This is a genomic window from Rhizobium sp. LEGMi-198b (assembly GCF_054114205.1).
In genome coordinates, this window is the sequence record NZ_JBSYVH010000001.1 from 352303 (window position 1) to 369306 (window position 17004).

20 protein-coding genes are annotated in these 17004 nt (G+C 60.5%); 14 read left to right on the forward strand and 6 right to left on the reverse strand.

The features are described 5' to 3' along the window. Positions 1–39 precede the first annotated feature (39 nt). Positions 40–270, reverse strand: coding sequence for a hypothetical protein (locus tag ACXHXG_RS01685; RefSeq protein ID WP_457898317.1), 231 nt, complete (start codon positions 268–270; stop codon positions 40–42). Between the two features lie 155 nt (positions 271–425). Here ACXHXG_RS01685 and ACXHXG_RS01690 point away from each other — a divergent pair, with 155 nt between their 5' ends. From ACXHXG_RS01690 to ACXHXG_RS01705, 4 genes are read left to right on the forward strand one after another with little or no spacing between them, the layout of a single operon-like run. Continuing rightward, positions 426–785, forward strand: coding sequence for a YciI family protein (locus tag ACXHXG_RS01690; RefSeq protein ID WP_457898318.1), 360 nt, complete (start codon positions 426–428; stop codon positions 783–785). A gap of 10 nt (positions 786–795) precedes the next feature. After that, positions 796–1158 carry a YciI family protein gene (locus ACXHXG_RS01695; protein ID WP_457898319.1) on the forward strand — a complete coding sequence of 121 codons (363 nt, stop codon included), beginning with the start codon at positions 796–798 and terminating at the stop codon, positions 1156–1158. A 23-nt stretch (positions 1159–1181) separates the two neighbouring features. Continuing rightward, complete coding sequence (locus tag ACXHXG_RS01700) at positions 1182–1544, forward strand: YciI family protein (RefSeq protein WP_104825035.1); 363 nt, start codon at positions 1182–1184, stop codon at positions 1542–1544. 27 nt (positions 1545–1571) lie between these two features. Then, a complete protein-coding gene (locus tag ACXHXG_RS01705) occupies positions 1572–2813 on the forward strand; it encodes an RNA polymerase sigma factor (protein ID WP_457898807.1) in 1242 nt (413 codons plus the stop codon). 2 nt (positions 2814–2815) lie between these two features. Here the strand turns inward: ACXHXG_RS01705 and ACXHXG_RS01710 are convergent, their stop codons facing one another. Continuing rightward, positions 2816–3778 (reverse strand): lysylphosphatidylglycerol synthase domain-containing protein, encoded by a 963-nt coding sequence (locus tag ACXHXG_RS01710; RefSeq protein WP_104822478.1) that lies wholly within the window; start codon positions 3776–3778, stop codon positions 2816–2818. Positions 3779–3872: 94 nt separating this feature from the next. On the opposite strand from ACXHXG_RS01710, the gene ACXHXG_RS01715 reads away from it, so the two are divergent. From ACXHXG_RS01715 to ACXHXG_RS01725, 3 genes are all read left to right on the forward strand, one after another. After that, positions 3873–4892, forward strand: a complete 1020-nt coding sequence (locus tag ACXHXG_RS01715; protein ID WP_104822477.1) for a glycosyltransferase family 2 protein — start codon at positions 3873–3875, stop codon at positions 4890–4892. Then, positions 4885–6381: a glycosyltransferase family 39 protein gene (locus tag ACXHXG_RS01720; RefSeq protein ID WP_457898320.1), complete on the forward strand. Its 1497-nt coding sequence runs from the start codon at positions 4885–4887 to the stop codon at positions 6379–6381. The genes ACXHXG_RS01715 and ACXHXG_RS01720 overlap by 8 nt, the downstream gene beginning before the upstream one ends. Before the next feature lie 63 nt (positions 6382–6444). Then, complete coding sequence (locus ACXHXG_RS01725) at positions 6445–7065, forward strand: NUDIX hydrolase (protein ID WP_457898321.1); 621 nt, start codon at positions 6445–6447, stop codon at positions 7063–7065. A 101-nt stretch (positions 7066–7166) separates the two neighbouring features. On the opposite strand, the gene ACXHXG_RS01730 is transcribed toward ACXHXG_RS01725, so the two are convergent. Then, a complete protein-coding gene (locus tag ACXHXG_RS01730) occupies positions 7167–8534 on the reverse strand; it encodes an aspartate aminotransferase family protein (protein WP_457898322.1) in 1368 nt (455 codons plus the stop codon). 82 nt (positions 8535–8616) lie between these two features. Between ACXHXG_RS01730 and ACXHXG_RS01735 the strand changes: the two genes are divergently transcribed. Then, positions 8617–9957 (forward strand): glutamine synthetase family protein, encoded by a 1341-nt coding sequence (locus ACXHXG_RS01735; protein ID WP_457898323.1) that lies wholly within the window; start codon positions 8617–8619, stop codon positions 9955–9957. A 6-nt stretch (positions 9958–9963) separates the two neighbouring features. On the opposite strand, the gene ACXHXG_RS01740 is transcribed toward ACXHXG_RS01735, so the two are convergent. Next, positions 9964–10911 carry a diacylglycerol/lipid kinase family protein gene (locus ACXHXG_RS01740; protein ID WP_104822472.1) on the reverse strand — a complete coding sequence of 316 codons (948 nt, stop codon included), beginning with the start codon at positions 10909–10911 and terminating at the stop codon, positions 9964–9966. A gap of 355 nt (positions 10912–11266) precedes the next feature. On the opposite strand from ACXHXG_RS01740, the gene ACXHXG_RS01745 reads away from it, so the two are divergent. The 3 genes from ACXHXG_RS01745 to mgtE all read left to right on the forward strand — a co-directional run bounded on the left by ACXHXG_RS01745 (position 11267) and on the right by mgtE (position 14255). After that, complete coding sequence (locus tag ACXHXG_RS01745) at positions 11267–12484, forward strand: MFS transporter (RefSeq protein WP_457898324.1); 1218 nt, start codon at positions 11267–11269, stop codon at positions 12482–12484. Between the two features lie 10 nt (positions 12485–12494). After that, entirely contained in the window at positions 12495–12683 is a 189-nt protein-coding gene (locus tag ACXHXG_RS01750; RefSeq protein WP_283049683.1) for a hypothetical protein, read from the forward strand. 198 nt (positions 12684–12881) lie between these two features. After that, positions 12882–14255 (forward strand): magnesium transporter, encoded by a 1374-nt coding sequence (gene mgtE / locus ACXHXG_RS01755; protein ID WP_104822470.1) that lies wholly within the window; start codon positions 12882–12884, stop codon positions 14253–14255. A 50-nt stretch (positions 14256–14305) separates the two neighbouring features. Here the strand turns inward: mgtE and ACXHXG_RS01760 are convergent, their stop codons facing one another. Beyond that, a complete protein-coding gene (locus ACXHXG_RS01760; protein ID WP_104822469.1) occupies positions 14306–14779 on the reverse strand; it encodes an Lrp/AsnC family transcriptional regulator in 474 nt (157 codons plus the stop codon). A gap of 145 nt (positions 14780–14924) precedes the next feature. Here ACXHXG_RS01760 and ACXHXG_RS01765 point away from each other — a divergent pair, with 145 nt between their 5' ends. The 3 genes from ACXHXG_RS01765 (at position 14925) to ACXHXG_RS01775 (ending at position 16489) form a co-directional block, all read left to right on the forward strand. Continuing rightward, positions 14925–15827, forward strand: a complete 903-nt coding sequence (locus ACXHXG_RS01765; RefSeq protein ID WP_104822468.1) for a DMT family transporter — start codon at positions 14925–14927, stop codon at positions 15825–15827. A 102-nt stretch (positions 15828–15929) separates the two neighbouring features. Then, positions 15930–16127, forward strand: a complete 198-nt coding sequence (locus ACXHXG_RS01770; protein WP_457898325.1) for a type II toxin-antitoxin system VapB family antitoxin — start codon at positions 15930–15932, stop codon at positions 16125–16127. Beyond that, the gene (locus ACXHXG_RS01775) at positions 16124–16489 is read left to right on the forward strand and encodes a type II toxin-antitoxin system VapC family toxin (RefSeq protein WP_104822466.1); all 366 of its coding nucleotides are present in this window, start codon (positions 16124–16126) and stop codon (positions 16487–16489) included. Before ACXHXG_RS01770 ends, ACXHXG_RS01775 begins: the two co-directional genes overlap by 4 nt. A 15-nt stretch (positions 16490–16504) precedes the next feature. Here ACXHXG_RS01775 and ACXHXG_RS01780 read toward each other — a convergent pair whose 3' ends face one another. Continuing rightward, on the reverse strand, positions 16505–16969 hold the full coding sequence (locus ACXHXG_RS01780; RefSeq protein WP_457898326.1) for a GNAT family N-acetyltransferase: 465 nt from the start codon (positions 16967–16969) through the stop codon (positions 16505–16507). Between the last annotated feature and the right edge of the window lie 35 nt (positions 16970–17004).

Genomic DNA, 17004 nt, shown 5'->3' on the forward strand with positions numbered 1-17004 from the left:
ACATATCCCGCACTTCAGTTAGGGCGGGCATCTCGCCCTTTATTCTTTCGCCGCCGGCATCAGCCTTATTTGATCGACGGTCGCGACCTGCGGCCGGTCGATCGTCGGCGTTGCCATCCAATTGAGGCAGAGCAGCAGAACCGCAAAGGCTGCAAAGCCGGCCATGGTGCGGAGAACGACCTTGCCGAGATCGGGCGTCTCCATCAGATCCTTCTCCGACAACGTCTTTCTGGTCCAGTAATTCACCAACGCCGTTTCCAAGGTGTGCATGTCCGTCTCTCCTTTGGTGATGACGGAACTTGTCGAGTGGCCTCGGGCGTTTTCGACAGCGGAGAAATTTTTTGTCATGCTGCCGACCGGGATGTCGATTTGCTTGCGGACCACTCGTCTATGGCTGTCAGCAAATGGAAAGAGGAGACGCTGCAATGAAATATCTTTGCCAGGTCTGGTTCGACGGCACGAAGCTCGATGCCATGACGAAGGAGGAAAAGCACAGGCTCGATTCGGATTCGCTCGGCTATGACCGCGATCTGATGGCAAGCGGCCACATGATCCACGCCGAGGCCCTGCAATCACCAAGCTCAGCCGTGACCGTACGGGTCCGCAACGGCGAGACATCCGTCACGGATGGCCCCTTCATCGAAACCAAGGAATATCTCGGCGGCTTCATCCTGATCGATGCCAAGGACCTGAACGACGCGATCCGCGTCGCCGCAGGCATTCCGCTTGCAAAGCTCGGCAGCATCGAAGTGCGGCCGATCTATTCCTTCGGTCCTGAGGCTTGAGGAGGCGACGATGAAATTTCTCTGCCAGGTTTGGTTCGAAACTGCCGAGATCATGTCCCTCACCGAGGAAGAAGGCCGGCGGCTGACGCAGGAATCCATCGACAACGACAACAGGCTGCGCGACAGCGGCCATATCGTCGTGGCAAACGCATTGCGCGCGCCTGAGACCGCGAGAACGGTGCGGGTGCGTAAGGGCGAGAGCACCGTCACCGACGGCCCCTTTACCGAAATGAAGGAGTATCTTGGCGGCTTCGTATTGATCGAGGCGAAGGATATGGAGGAGGCAACCCGCATCGCCGCCACCTTCCCCGTCGCCAAGTATGGCATGATCGAGGTCCGCGCGGCCTATGACATCAGGTTTCCGAATGAATAGGCATAAGGTGGGAGGACATGGATATGCGGTTTCTATGCTTGATCTACACGTCCGCCGACGTGGACGGCACCTTGACCTACAGCGAGGTCGACAGCCTGATCGCCGAGCACTTTGCCTATGACGAGAGCCTGCGGAAGAAGGGCACGCTGATCCTCTCGGATGCTCTGGCTACGCCCGACAAGGCCATCGTCATCCGCCCACGCGGATCGGCACTTTCTACAACGGATGGCCCTTTCGTCGAGACGAAGGAGCATCTGGCCGGCTTCTATCTCGTCGAGGCTGCCAATATGGCCGACGCAACAGAGATTGCCCGACGCATCCCCTCCGGCCGCCACGGCGCCATCGAAATCCGCCCGATCCGGATACTCACCCTTCCCGGCACCTGACAGGAGAGCAAGAGACCGCCCGTGTCGCTGAACGAAACCATCGACGAGATCTACCGCAGCCAATCGCGCCGCGTGTTTGCGACGCTGATCCGTCTGCTCGGCGATTTCGACCGGGCGGAAGAGGCCCTTCACGATGCCTTTGCGGCAGCGGCACAACAATGGACGGAAGAGACGTTGCCGGCCAATCCCTATGCCTGGCTGGTTTCGACCGGCCGCTTTCGAGCGATCGACCACATCCGGCGGCGAGCGCGCTTCGATGCCTCACAGGCCGACATCGTCGACAGCCTGTATCCGGAGGGCGAAATGCTCGAGATAACCGAAAGCGAAGAGATCGAAGACGATATGCTCAGGCTGATTTTCACCTGTTGCCATCCGCTCATCCCGGCGGAAGCGCAGATGGCGATGGCGCTGCGCGAGGTCTGCGGTCTGACGACGGAAGAGATCGCCCATGCTTTCCTCATTTCCGCGCCGACGATTGCCCAGCGTATCGTTCGCGCCAAGAACCGCATTCGCACAGCCCGAATTCCCTATGAAGTTCCGGCAAAGACGGAGCTGCCGGAGCGGTTGGCGCAGGTGTTGCATGTCATCTATCTCGTCTTCAACGAAGGCTATTCCGCCTCGTCTGGCACAACAATCATCCGCGCCGACCTTGCCGCCGAAGCCATCCGTCTCGGTCGCCTGCTCCTAAAGCTCCTGCCAGATCCGGAGGTTGCCGGATTGCTGGCGATGATGCTCCTGCAGGATTCGCGGCGGCTCGCACGGGCGAGCGCTTCCGGCGATCTCATCCTGCTGGCGGATCAGGATCGCAGGCTCTGGGACCACAGGAGAATCCGAGAGGGACTGGCCTTTGCGGCCGAGGCGATGGCGGGCGAAAGCGTCGGCAGCTATGCGCTGCAGGCTGCAATTGCCGCCGAGCATGCACGCGCGGCAACCACGGAGCGGACGGACTGGCGGCGGATCGTGGCGCTTTACGATCTGCTGCTGGTGGCGCATCCGTCGCCCGTGATCGAACTCAATCGGGCAGTCGCGGTTTCAATGTGCGATGGGCCGGCGGCCGCGCTTGATATCGTCAATGGCCTGCTGAGCGAAGACCGGTTGGCCCGATATCATCTGGCCCATGCGGCGAAGGCCGATTTTCTGCGCCAACTCAACCGCAAAGACGAAGCGCGACGGTCCTACGAGATGGCGCTTTCGTTTTGCCATCAGGCGCCCGAACAGGCGTTCCTGCGCAAGCGGCTGGCGGAGCTTGGCGACAGAACCGAACGATAGGCCTATCCGTGGCGCTTCCTTGAGATCAGCAAGGCGAGCGCCGTCCCGGTCAGAGCCGAAACGACGATCAGGAGATGCGCGCTGATGCTTGCCTGGGCCAGATTGTCGAGCGCGGCCTTTTGTCCGGGAGCTCCGAAAGCGATCGCGCCGGCGGTGATACCGGCCGGATAGGTGCCGACACCGCCGGGCGCATGCACCGGCAGCACAGAGGAAAGCTCGCCCCCTACGGCACCACCGAAACTCGCCGACAGCGGTGTGACATTCATCAGGCGGAGCGCCCAGGCGAGCACCACGACCTTCACCAGCCAATTGACGACCGTTGTCAGCCAGGCGCGGGCAAAGGCAGTGCCATTAGCCGGCAGGCCGCGTTCCAGTTCATGCACCAGTCCCTGCGCCTTCTTCGGCAATGCCTTGCCGGCGAATTTGATCAGCGGGCGGCGCAGGACAAAAACGGCGACCGGTACAAGCAGGAAAGCAAGCCATAGAACCCAGGCGAGAGCATGATAGGGCGAAGCGAGCACCAGGCCGACACCTGCTGCGGCAAGCAACGCATGCAGGTCGAGCAGCCGCATGACGAGCAGCGCCGAGGTGCCGCGCGCCAGCGGAATGCCGAATTCGGAGCGCATCAGCACTGGAAAGCTGGTTTCGCCGGTGCGGAAGGGCATCATGATGTTGAGGAGATTATGGACCTGCGTCACACGGAAGAGTGCGGTAAAATGACCGCCGGTCTCCTTCGGGAAATAATCGTAGATGCGCCAGGTGCGAAGGAAGTAGGTGCTGGTCAGGAGCGCCATTGCCAGAAGAATGGGCAGGGCACCCACATTGCCCCATTGCGCCAGGATCGAACTCCAGCCCCAGAACCACTCGATAAAGGCGGCATAGGCGAGGACGACGGCCAATGTCAGCAGCGTCATGCGGTTGCGAATAAACCAGTTCTGTCGGCTGGCAACCATCGGAGTCTTCATGTAGTTAAGGCACCAAATGCGAGCGGAGGCTGACGCCGGACATGTCGCTCGTTCCGTCCGGCCGGTTCTGCCGGTCTTTTAGGAGAAAGAAGAGTTGCAGACAACGGCAGAGTCGATCCGCCCCCTGACCGACACGGTAAGTGCCATTGAGCTTTCGCTGGTCGTGCCCGTCTTTAACGAGGAAGAAAGCGTCGGACCGCTGATCGAGCGGATCTGTTCCGCCATGGCGGGCTTCACTAAGCCCTGGGAACTGATCCTGATCGACGACGGCAGCACCGATGCAACGCTTGCCAGTGCACGCCGCTCGATCGGACGCGAGGGACTGACGCTGCGCATCGTCGAGCTTCAGCGCAATTTCGGCCAGACTGCCGCAATGCAGGCCGGCATCGACACCGCCACCGGCCGGCTGATCGCCACCATGGACGGCGACCTGCAGAACGATCCGAAGGATATCCCCGCGATGGTCGAGGAATTGGAGCGGCGGCAGCTCGACCTGCTCGTCGGCTGGCGCAAGAACCGCCAGGACGGGCTTTTGCTGCGCAAGATTCCCTCCTGGTGCGCCAACTACCTCATTGGCCGCATCACCGGCGTTAAATTGCACGACTATGGCTGCAGCCTGAAAATCTACCGCGCCTCGATCATCAAGCAAGTGAAGCTGATGGGTGAGATGCACCGCTTCATCCCGGCCTGGGTCGCGGGTGTCGTGCCGAGCTCGCGTATCGGCGAAATGGTCGTTACTCATCATGCGCGCCAGCACGGCACATCGAAATACGGGATTTCGCGCACCTTCCGCGTCATCCTCGACCTGCTGTCGGTGATGTTCTTCATGCGCTACAAGGCGCGGCCGGGGCATTTCTTCGGCTCTCTCGGCCTTGGCCTCGGGGCACTCGCTGGCCTGATCCTGCTGTGGCTCTTCATCGCCAAGTTCATCTTCGGCGACGATATCGGCAACAGGCCGCTGTTGCTGGTCGGCGTCGTGCTCCTGCTGTCGTCGGTGCAGATGATCACCACGGGCATCCTGGCCGAGATGATCGCGCGCATCTATTATCGCGACGACCTGTCGCCGAACTATATCGTCCGCAAGATATTCGATCGGGATAGTCAGGATGCATAGGCTTCTGGTCCGCCGACCGGATACCATCATCCTTCTGCTTGCCGGTTACTTCGCTCTGGAATTTCTGGTGCGGCTCGCCATGCCGCATGGCATGCGCTACGACGAGTCTCAGCAGGCGCTGTTCTCACAATGGCTGACACTCGGCTACGATTCCCAGCCGCCGCTCTATAATTGGGTGCAGGCGCTGGTGGTGTCCGTCTTCGGACTGTCGCTGGCGGCGATTTCCATCGTCAAGAACATCGTGCTGTTTCTGGTCTTCTTCAGCTACTACAAGCTGGCGAAGCTGGTGTTGTCCGATAAGGTTTTCGCGGCGATCGCCACACTATCGTTGCTGACGATCCCGCAGCTCTTCTGGGAGGCGCAGCGCGACCTGACGCATACGGTCGCCCAGCTCCTGACCATCAATCTCTTCCTCTATGGTGCAATCCGCACGCTGAAGGCGCCGAGCCTGGGCTCCTATGTGTTCACCGGCGTCGCGCTCGGTCTCGGCATGCTGTCGAAATATAATTTCGCCCTGCTTGCCGCCGCCGCAGTCATTGCCGTCCTGATGCATCCGCAGGGGCGCGCGCGCCTCTTCGATAAGCGATTTCTGCTGACCCTGCTGATCTCCCTATTGATCTTCCTGCCGCACGGGCTCTGGCTGATCCACAATCTCGACCTTGCCTCGGGACGGACCCTGGGGATCATGGAGCAGGATGCGCCGGAAAGCGCCTTTGCCAAGCTGGTGAAGGGGCCGCTGGAATTCGTGAAATTGGTCGTCGTCATCTGCGCGCCGACGCTCGTCATCTATTCATTGGTCTTCGGCAAGAGCCTCTTCAAGAATCTGGGGCGGTCGAACGAATGGACCCTCTTTTTCGAGATCCTGTTTGCTGCCATCGCCGTGCTGGTGCTGATCCTGATCGTCGGCATCGGCATGACGGCGCTGCGGGACCGCTGGCTGCTGCCCTTCCTGTTCCTGCTGCCGATCTATCTGTGCCTGAAAATGGAAGTGGCTGGCATCAAGGCGTCGGATTTCGGCAAGCGCTTCTTCTATATACCGCTGGCGATGATGCTGATCATCCCGGCGCTGCTGTTGATCCGCGTGATTTTCCCGACGTGGTTCGGCTCCTATGACCACTACAACACGCCCTACCCCGCCTTTGTGAGCCAGGCCGTGGCGACGGAACGCAAAAAGCCGGGATTGGTGCTGACGGACAACTGGCTGCCCGCCGGCAATCTGCATTTGCAACTGCCTGATGTGCCGGCCATGTCGCTGTTCTTCGGAAATCTGAAGACGGACTATCAATGGAGCGCCGACAAGCCGATCCTCGTCGTTTGGCGGCCGGGAAAGAACGATGCCGGCGTGCCGGCACCCTTGGCAAACTGGCTGCACGATACGCTTGGCCCCCAATATGCGACGCCGGACATCAAACTCGCGGACGTACAGTACATTCACGGCAAACCCGGCGACCTGGCGTCTTTCGCTTATTCCTGGATCTATCCGAAATAAAGCCGATCACCCGATCTGCGGGGATCACCGCCCATCTTTTGATTTTCAACGCGGGAGCCGCTCATGGACCAGACCGACACGCGCACGAGCATCTTGCTCGATCCCTATGATCTGCCGCCATGGCAAGTCAAAAGCTCCATCCATCTGCTTCACGACCGATGGCTGAAAGTCAGAGCCGACGCCTGTGTCACCGCGGAGGGCGTGGAGATTGCGCCCTATTACGTGTTGGAATATCCCGATTGGGTCGAGGTGGTGGCGCTCGATGCGGAGGATAATATCTACCTGCTCCAACAGTATCGGCATGCTCTAGGCGTCGTATCATTGGAAGTGCCGGGAGGTGCAATGGATGCCAGCGATGCCAACCCGATCGAGGCGGCTGCGCGCGAATTGCGGGAAGAAACCGGCCTCTCTGCTTCCGAATGGGAGTATGTCGGCGCCCTTGCACCCAATCCGGCCACACACTCGAACCTTTCCCATATCGTGCTCGCCCGCAATGTCGAAATCGCCACGAAACCCGCGGACGATCCGACGGAACGCACGCGGCTTATCCGCATGCCTATCCGGCAAGCCATCGGACTGGCTCTGGAGGGCAAGATGATCCAGAGCATTCACGTCGCGGGGCTAACGCTAGCCTTGCACAAGGCGGGCAAATGGGATGCGCCATCCCTAGCGGATAAGAGCTGACTAGAGCGGTTCAGTATTTCACGGAATCGCTTTCCCGCTCTATCTCTTTGTTTTTACGCATTCCGGACGGAAAACCGCTGCGCACTTTTCCTGGAATTGCTCTACGGCTTCATTTCCGCCCACACCGCGTCGAGCGCCAGCCGCGTGATACGCACCATCGCATCCACTTCCTCATGGCTGATGATCAGCGGCGGCGAGGCCAGCATTCGGTCGGCTGTCGCGCGCAGCACAAGGCCGTTGGTCAAAGCATGATTGCGCACGGCAGAGCCGACCGCATCCGGCTTCTCGAAGCGACGGCGCGTGGATTTGTCGGCGGCAAGTTGCAGCGCGCCCATCAGCCCGATGCTGACAGCTTCGCCGACCATATCGTGATCCGCCAGACTGCCCCACGCCTTGGCGAAATAGGGCCCGATGTCGTCGCGAACGCGCTCGACCAACCCCTCGTCCTCGATGATCCTTAGATTTTCCAGCGCAGCGGCGGCGCAGACCGGATGGCCGGAATAGGTGAAGCCGTGGTTGAACTCGCCCACCTGGTTGATCAGGACATCGGCGATGGGATCGCTGACCAGCACGCCGCCGATCGGCAGGTAGCCGGAAGACAGGCCCTTGGCGATCGGCGCGAGATCGGGCTCGACGCCGAAATGCTGATAACCGAACCATGAACCGAGCCTTCCGAAGCCGCAGATCACCTCGTCGCAGACGAGCAGGATATTCCTCGCCTTGCAGATGCGGGCGATCTCCGGCCAATAGGTCGCGGGTGGAATGATGACGCCGCCTGCCCCTTGGACCGGCTCGGCGATGAAGGCGGCGACATTGTCCTCGCCCAGCTCATCGATCTTTTCTTCCAGCTCGCGAGCGGCCTTGAGGCCGAACACCTCTGGAGAGAGATCGCCGCCCTCGGCATACCAATAGGGCTGGCCGATATGGACGACGCCGGGGATCGGCAGGTCGCCCTGTTCATGCATGTATTTCATGCCGCCCATGCTGGCGCCGGCAACGGTGGAACCGTGATAGCCATTGCGGCGGGCGATAACGGTCTTCTTTGTCGGCTTGCCCATCGCGCTCCAATAGACGCGCGCCATGCGGAACCAGGTGTCATTGGCTTCGGAGCCGGAATTGGTGAAGAAGACATGATTGAAATGCGGCCCGGCATGGGCGCAGACCTTCTCGGACAGAAGCGTAGCCGGCGTGGTCGTGGTGCCGAAGAAGGTGTTGTAATAGGGCAGCTCGTTCATCTGGCGGATGGCGGCATCGGCGATTTCCGTTCGTCCATAGCCGATATTGACGCACCAGAGGCCGGCAAAGCCGTCGAGATATTTCTTGCCGTTGCTGTCGAAGATATAGACGCCCTCGCCGCGCTGGATGATCCGGGCGCCGTCGGCATTCAACTTCTTCATATCCGCGAAGGGATGGAGATGGTGAGCGGCATCGACGGCGGCGAGATTGGAACGGCTGGAAGTGTCGGACATCGTTTGCAGAATCCCTGTCGGATTGAAAGGCTGACCTCGATCGTTTACGACCATGCCGTGAGCATTGGGGATTTACAAGAGCATGGCGGCCGACAACGCAACCGAAGGTAACGCGCGCATCGAGGTGCTGATCTCGGACATGAACGGCCGGCTGCGCGGCAAGCAGATCCCGATGGCGGCAGAAAAGAAGGTCTGGTCCGGTGCGGTGCGCCTGCCAACCTCGACACAATCCCTGGACATCTGGGGCGACGACAATGACGACCTCACCGGGCTGTCGCTGACGATCGGCGATCCCGATGGCACCTGCGTCGCCGATCCGCGCACTCTTGTAGATATGCCCTGGGCGGCGCCGGGATCGAAGCAGGTGCTGGCCACGATGCATGAACTCGACGGCAGCCCGAGCTTTCAGGACCCGCGCGCCATTCTTACCGCCGTTGTTGACCGCTATAAGGCATTCGGCCTGACGCCGGTCGTTGCGACCGAACTGGAATTCTATCTTCTCGCCGACGACTGGCGCGAGCGCGGCGTTCCCTCGCCGCCGCCGGCGTTGATGTATCGTGGCGCGCCGAACGGCTATCAGCTCTACGACATGGATGCTGTCGATCTGCTCGGCGATTATCTCGAAACTCTGCGCGCCTATGCGAAAGCGCAGGGCCTGCCGGCAGACGCGACGACGGCGGAATTCGGCCCCGGCCAGTTCGAGGTCAATCTGCTGCATCGCCCCGACGCGCTCGCCGCCGCCGATGATTGCGTGGCCTTGAAGCGACTGGCCGAGCAGGCGGCGCGCAAGCACGGTCTCAAATCGACCTGCATGGCAAAACCCTATACCGATCACGCTGGCTCAGGGCTGCATGTGCACGCCAGCATCGTCGACGAAGACGGCCGCAATATTCTCGACGCAGCCGGCGGCGAGCCATTGCGGCTAAAATCGATCTGCGCCGGTCTGCTGCAGACCCTGCAGGATGCGCAACTGGTCTTTGCGCCCTATGCCAATTCCTATCGCCGCTTCCAGCCGGGCTCGTTCGCGCCCGTGGACCTCACCTGGGGCTACGGTCATCGGGGAACTGCGGTCCGCATCCCCGAAAAGGACGGCCCGGGTGCCCGCGTCGAGCACCGCGTCGCCGGCGCCGATGCCAATCCATATCTCATGCTGGCGGCAATCCTCGGGGGCATGTTGCATGGATTGCAGAACGAACTCGACCCCGGCGAAGAGACAACGCCAAGCCATGTGCCGGCAAATGCACCGCGCCTGACGCATGATTTTCTGACCGCCGTCGAGCGCTTTCGCGCATCCCCGTTCATCGCCGATATTTTCGGGGAGCGATACCAGAAGCTCTACGGCGATACAAAGCACAAGGAAGCGGTCCGCTACCTGCGCACCGTATCCGATTTCGACTACCGAACATATCTGTCGCGCCTTTGACGGATTTCAGACGACCGCACGGCTGATCGAGTCTTCGTCGGCAACCCGCGCGGCCGTGCCCTGCTTGACCATCACCTTCAGCTCGCCGGCATGAAGTTTGAGCGCGATGTCGCGTTCCAGCGGCCGCAGCTCGCCATCCAAGACGCAATTCGCCCGGTTTCGCAGCTTCGGGAAATGCAGGTGCACTTCGCGCGCATGCATGACCATGACGTCGGCGTTCTCGCGAAACCTGCCCCGCAGCATATCGATGGCGAGCCGTGCAACGCCGAGCGGCCGCAATGGCCGCGCCGTATAAAAGCCCAGTTCGCCGCCGCGCAGGTCGTCGGCATACAGCAGCGTGTTTGGGCCAAAAGGATTGTTGGACACGGAAATCGCCGACACGTGCCGGCGCTCGCGAACGCCCTCGGCTTCGAAATCGACATCGAATTCCGGCGGGTTGAAGACGACACCCAAGGCAGCGCGAATGCTGGCCGTCATCTTGCCGAAACGCGAACGATAGGTATAGGCGTTGCGATAACGCACCATGCGCGCATGCATTCCGGCGGAAAACTGGTGAATGAAGGGTCGGCTGTTGGCGCTGCCGATATCCACTTGATCGACCTCGCCTGTCGCCAGCACGTCCAATACCTGCCAGATATCGAGTGGCAGTCGGAGCGAGCGCGCAAAGAGGTTCATGGTACCGGCGGGAATGACGCCGAGAGCGACGCCGTTTTTCCAAGCGACGGCGGCGGCCGCGGAAATTGTGCCGTCGCCGCCGCCGGCGACGATGCCGTCGATATCGTCGCGACGCGCCGCGCGCTCCATGGCCGCAACAACTTCGCTGCCCGACACGACCAGGCCTTCGAAATCGTGGCCGGCATCCCGGAAAACCTGCTCCGCCTTCATTTCGTAGGCATCCATGTCCGTCGTCTTGAACGTACCGCCGTCGCGATTGAAAAAGCCGATCAGTTTCATCGAGGCTCCCGGTTTTCTCGTTGAATCTGTCTCAAGAAAAATCTGCTCCCTGCACCTGTTAGTCCAGAAATGGTTTCGGCCAAGGCGATTTCAAGCATTTTCAGGCCCGGCTACCGCAGTCAATGCGGATTACAGATCGCGCGATAACCGCATCAGAACTTATGCGCAGGGCGATATGCTGCGCTGCAAAAAATGCACGCGACAGCGGTATCGCGCTGATTCATAGTATTAATTGAGGCATGTTCGTGTCTTTCCCGTCTTTTCATTCCGCATCGTGTGTCCGAGGCCGAACCCCGGTTTTCCCTGCCCGTTGCCCGCTTCGCGGCACTTTCTGCATCGCCGCCAAGGAGTTTTCGTGAGCGATATCGCCGTCGACCTCATCGATTCCCCATCCAGCCTCGAAGCCCCGTCGCGCACGGCGATCGCCCTTGTGACGCTGGCGCTTGCGGTCGGAAGCTTCGGCATCGGCACGGGCGAATTCGTCATCATGGGCCTGCTGCCCGAGGTCGCCGATACATTCGGCGTCACGACTCCGGAAGCAGGCCACGTCATCAGCGCCTATGCGCTCGGCGTCGTTGTCGGCGCGCCGATCATCGCCGTCCTTGCCGCCAAGATGGCGCGGCGCACGCTGCTTCTGCTGATGATGGCGATCTTTGCTGCCGGCAACATTTCCAGCGCCCTGGCGCCGACCTTCGAAAGCTTCGCGGCTCTGCGTTTCATCACCGGCCTGCCGCATGGCGCCTATTTCGGCGTTGCGGCGCTTGTGGCCGCGTCGATGGTACCGGTTCATCGCCGCGTACGTGCCGTCGGTCAGGTCATGCTCGGGCTCACCATCGCCACCCTGATCGGCACGCCGATCGCCACTTTCCTCGGCCAGCTTCTGAACTGGCGGGCAGCCTTCATGATGGTCGGCGGCGTTGGCCTCGTGACCATGCTGCTCATTGCCCTGTTCCTGCCCAAGGACAAGGTCGAGGAGGGCGCGAGCATCGCCCGCGAGCTGGGCGCCCTTCGCCGCATCCAGGTGTGGCTGACGCTCGGCATTGCCGCGGTCGGTTTCGGCGGCATGTTCTCGATCTTCAGCTATGTCGCGACGACGACGACGCAGGTTGCCGGCTTGGGAACGGGCATGGTGCCGGTCGTGCTGGCGCTCTTCGGCATCGGCATGAATGTCGGCAATGTCGTAGGCTCGCGCCTCGGCGATCTGTCGCTCAAGGGCACGATCGGCGGCATGATGGTCTTCAACGTCGTCATCATGACGCTGTTTTCGCTGACGGCTGCAAATCCTGTGATGCTCTGCCTCTGCGTTTTCCTCATCGGCTGCGGTTTTGCCGCTTGCCCAGCGGTGCAGACACGTCTTATGGATGTCGCGGCCGATGCGCAGACGCTGGCCGCCGCCTCCAACCATTCGGCCTTCAACATCGCCAATGCGCTCGGCGCCTGGCTTGGCGGCCTGGTGATTTCCTGGGGCTTCACCGCAGCGTCGACAGGCTATGTCGGCGCGGTGCTTTCTGTCTTCGGTCTGATCGTTTTCGGAATATCAGTCGCTTTGGAGCGCAACGGCCGTAACGCCTAAGACAGGCGACATGGAAAGCAAGGGTCGTTCTGACCGGCTTCTGAACCCACTCATTCCCATCGATCGGCCGGGTGCACACCACCCGGCCGTCTACTTTTTTGACATTTTTGCAATAGCGATTGCTGCAACGCACAAGCCTTTAGCCGCCAAACGAAAAATTGCATGCGACATTATGGCATTAGCCGTCGGCGCCCCTTGACTTTTCGGCTCTTCGGAGCGACTTCTCCCGTGTGGGGAACCCGTGTTTTCCATACCGATTAACCGGAGCCATCTTACGATGCCTAGCGACAGTAGTAGTCGATTGCCTTTGCCGTCAGTGGCATTCGTGCTGTAACCGACTCCTGTCGGCTCGCCACGATCTGCCACGACGGCGGATCGACCGGAAAGGCGAGCTATAATGAATATCAACAGCTTCCCCATGCGGGCTGGCAATGCCGCTCGTGCATTTATTAATAATAATCGCGCCCTTACCATTGCAGAACGCGTTGAGTCGCTGAACGCGCTCGAGGCCAGCGAAGCCGCACGCATTCTGGTCAAGATGCCGGAGGAGCGGGCCGTTCGCATTCTCGATCGGCCGGAACTGCGTAACGCCGCTGCCATTCTCGAGGTCATGACCAATGCGGATGCCGCACGGCTGCTGCACGGCATGTCCAATGACCGCGTGGCCGACATTCTTCTCGAACTGGACGGCGACGCGCGCGCCCGGCTGTTTGCCACTCTTGACGAGCCGGTTCGTGTCGCAATCCAGGGCTTGATGGGTTATCCGCCGCGCACAGCCGGCGGCATCATGACGACGGAATTCGTTAGCGTGTTCGCCACCTGGACGGTTGCGCAGACGCTCGACCACGTGCGCCAAGTCGAGCGCTCCCGCGAAACGGTCTATGCGATCTATGTGCTCGACGACGACACCCACGTGCTGCTGCATGTCGTGACGCTGCGCCGTCTCATCACCGGCCAGCCCGATGCCTGCATTCTGACCGTGGCACAGAAGGGTACGCCGGTCACCGCGCCTGCGCTGATGAAGCAGGAGGATGTCGCCCGGCTGATCCGCCGACACGACCTGCTCGCTCTGCCGGTCGTCGACGAAAATGGCCTGATGCTCGGCATTGTGACGGTCGACGACGTCATCGATACGATGATCGCCGATACGACCGAAGCCGCGCAGAAATTCGGCGGTATGGAAGCCCTCGGTCAGCCCTATATGAAGATCAGCTTCGCGGGCATGATCCGCAAGCGTGCCGGCTGGCTCGCTGCCCTCTTCCTCGGCGAAATGCTGACGGCCAGCGCCATGCAGCATTTCGAAGGCGAGTTGGAGAAGGCTGTCGTGCTGACGCTGTTCATCCCGCTGATCATGAGCTCGGGCGGCAATTCCGGCTCGCAGGCGACCTCGCTGATCATCCGGGCATTGGCGCTCGGCGAACTCAAGCTGTCCGATTGGTGGCGTGTCGCCTTGCGCGAACTGCCGACCGGCATCGTGCTTGGCTCCATTCTGGGCCTCGTCGGCTTTGCCCGCATCGTGCTTTGGCAGACCATCGGTCTTTTCGACTATGGTCCGCATTGGCAGTTGGTCGGCGTTACCGTGTTCGCCGCCTTGATCGGCATCGTCATGTTCGGTTCGCTGGCCGGCTCCATGTTGCCCTTCGCGCTACAGAAGCTGCGCCTCGACCCGGCCAGTGCATCGGCGCCATTCGTCGCAACGCTGGTCGATGTGACCGGGCTGGTGATCTATTTCTCGGTCGCACTGCTGATCCTCAGCGGCACGATGCTTTGAGGACAATAAAATCTTGACTACGAAAGGGCCGGCGACGGCCCTTTTCATTTTCAATCCGGCTGCGGCAGCTTGAGGGCGCCGTTGGTCTTGATGCTGCGGATCGCGAAATTCGAGCGCAGGTCGGAGACGCCGGGGAGCGTCAGAAGCTTTTCCGACATCACCTTCTCATAGGCGGCCAGATCCGCGACGACAACTTCCGCCAGAAAATCCGCTGCTCCCGAAATCAAGTGGCAGGAGACGATTTCGGGAATAGCGAGCAGCGCTGCCTGCTGCGCCTCCGAATTTTCCTTGGAGTGATGCCCAACCTTGAGCTCGACGAAAACCGTCAGCCCGAGGCCAGCCTCCTTGCGGTCGATATCGGCGCGATAGCCACGCAGCAGACCCGATTTTTCCAGATTGCGAATGCGCCTCAAACAGGGTGATGGCGAGAGATTCACGCGCTCGGCAATCTCGACATTGGTGGCGCGCGCATCCTCCTGCAGGCAGTTGAGGATGGCAATATCAAATTTATCCAGTTTTGGCATTTTTGCGAAGCTTTATATTCCAGATTGGCAGATTATTGCTCATAGTATGTTCTATGAGCCATAACTAGCAAGGACATGCCTCGGCTTTCGGCGCTATCTTTTCTTCAACCGGATGATGATCCGGACGGTTCGAAAGGATACGTCGATGACTGCTTTGACACTCTCCTCCCGCAAAACGATGCCTGCCACAATCGGTTATGCAGGCGCCATCGTTACGGTCTTGATCTGGGCCAACTGGATTCTTGCCACCCGCCACACCGCGGAAACGCAGATGGGCACGATCGACCTCGGCCTGATCCGCTATGGTATTCCGGCATTGGTGCTTTCTCCCGTCTGGCTGCGGACCGGGCTGCTGCCCAAGGGCGTGTCGCTGAAGCTATTGGCACTGATGGTCTGCGGCGCCGGCGCGCTCTTCTTCCAGTTGACGACCTTCGCAATCCACTCCACGCCCGCCGCTTCGGCCGGTATTCTGCTTGGCGGCTCCATGCCGCTGGCGGCTGCGCTTATTGGCGTGTTGCTGTTTCGCGAGCGGCCCGACATCACCCGCTGGCTCGGCCTCGGCGGTATTGTCGCCGGCGTCGTCATCCTCCTGGCGCGCAGTCTTTCCGGCGTGGAGATGTCCTGGATCAGCTTCACACTTCTGCCGCTCGGCGCTTTGCTCTGGGCCGGCTACACCCACGCGTTCCGCCGCTCCGGCCTGAACGCCATCCAGGCAAGCGCCATCATCGCCATCTGGTCGTTCCTTATTCATGTCGGCCTGGCTCTGATCTTCGGCAGCTCGCTCGCCTCTATCCCGCTGCCGGAAATCGGCCTGCAGGTCGTCAGCCAGGGCCTGCTTTCCGGCCTCGCCGCCACGCTCGCCTACGGTCTCGCCGTCCAGGCTCTTGGCGGCACACAAGCTGCAGCCTTCACCGCCATCACGCCCGTTCTCGCCACCTTCGGCGGCGGCCTGCTGCTTGGCGAGCCGATCGGTGCTGCCGAAATTGCAGCTGCGGTTGTCACGGGCATGGGGGTCGCGCTTTCGACAGGAGTCTTGTCGAGGAAGTGAGTGCAGCGATCAGTACGATGAATTGAAGGCTGCCCTCGGGCAGCCTTCCGCGTTGATAGCGGCATCATCTGATGCTAATTTTGATGACAAAGGAGCATGTTAATGCGAACCACAGTAACCATTGATGACAAATTGCTCGCGGATGCACGCGAAGTCACCGAATTGGCCGAGACCTCAGCGATCGTGCGGGAGGCGTTGAAAGCGCTTATCGAGCGAGAAGCTGCCAGAACGCTTATACGCCTTGGCGGCACGGAACCAGATATTGCGGCCTCTCCTCGTCGTCGATTTGGTGTCGAATGATCTTGGTCGACACGTCGATCTGGATCGATCATTTTCATTCGCTAGACGCTAAACTTCAATCTTTATTGGAGCAGAAACAGGTTCTCATCCATCCCTTCGTGATCGGTGAGATCAGCCTCGGAAACCTGAGGCAATATGATCTTGTTATGAGAAGTCTGAGCCGGTTGTATCAGATTTCAAAGGCGCCAGATGATGACGTTCTTTATTTTATCCGGAGCAATAGATTACAAGGTATGGGCATTGGCTATGTCGATGCTCACCTGGCGGCGGCGGCAATATTGACACCTGGCACCTATCTCTGGACGCGCGACAAGCGGCTACAGCGCGTTGCCGAAAATCTCAGGATTGCCGCGTTGTTGTAGCCGGAAAAGCCCTGCTCAGAACCACAGCGCCATGGCGACCCGCCTTTCGGGATCGCCGCCATGGTCGATCTCGAATTTTAGAATCTCAAAAAGCCCCGCCGGCATTTCAGGCTCATCCAGCACTCGAAATCCAAGCGAGGTGTAAAACGGCGCGTTGAACGGCACATAACGATCTGTCGTCAGTGTGACACCTGATGCGCCCTGCATCCGCGCCGCCTCGATCATGCCCAGCATCAGGCGCCGCCCAACGCCCTTTCGCTGCCAACGCTGCATGACGTCGATCTCCATGACATAGACTGTGTCATAAAGCTCGGCCCCGGCGGCGAAGGCGAAGGGTTGGTCCAGATGGTCCACCGCCACGAACAGCAGCTTCGCATCGAGCGACGTCTCCAGCTTCTGGCGCGGCACGGTCCTGCCATCATCCTCCCTGCCGAGCGCCCGGCCGAGAGTTGCGAAGGCATCGATCTCGATTTCCGCCATACACTCCAGGTCAGCAGAGCGGGCAAGGCGGATTG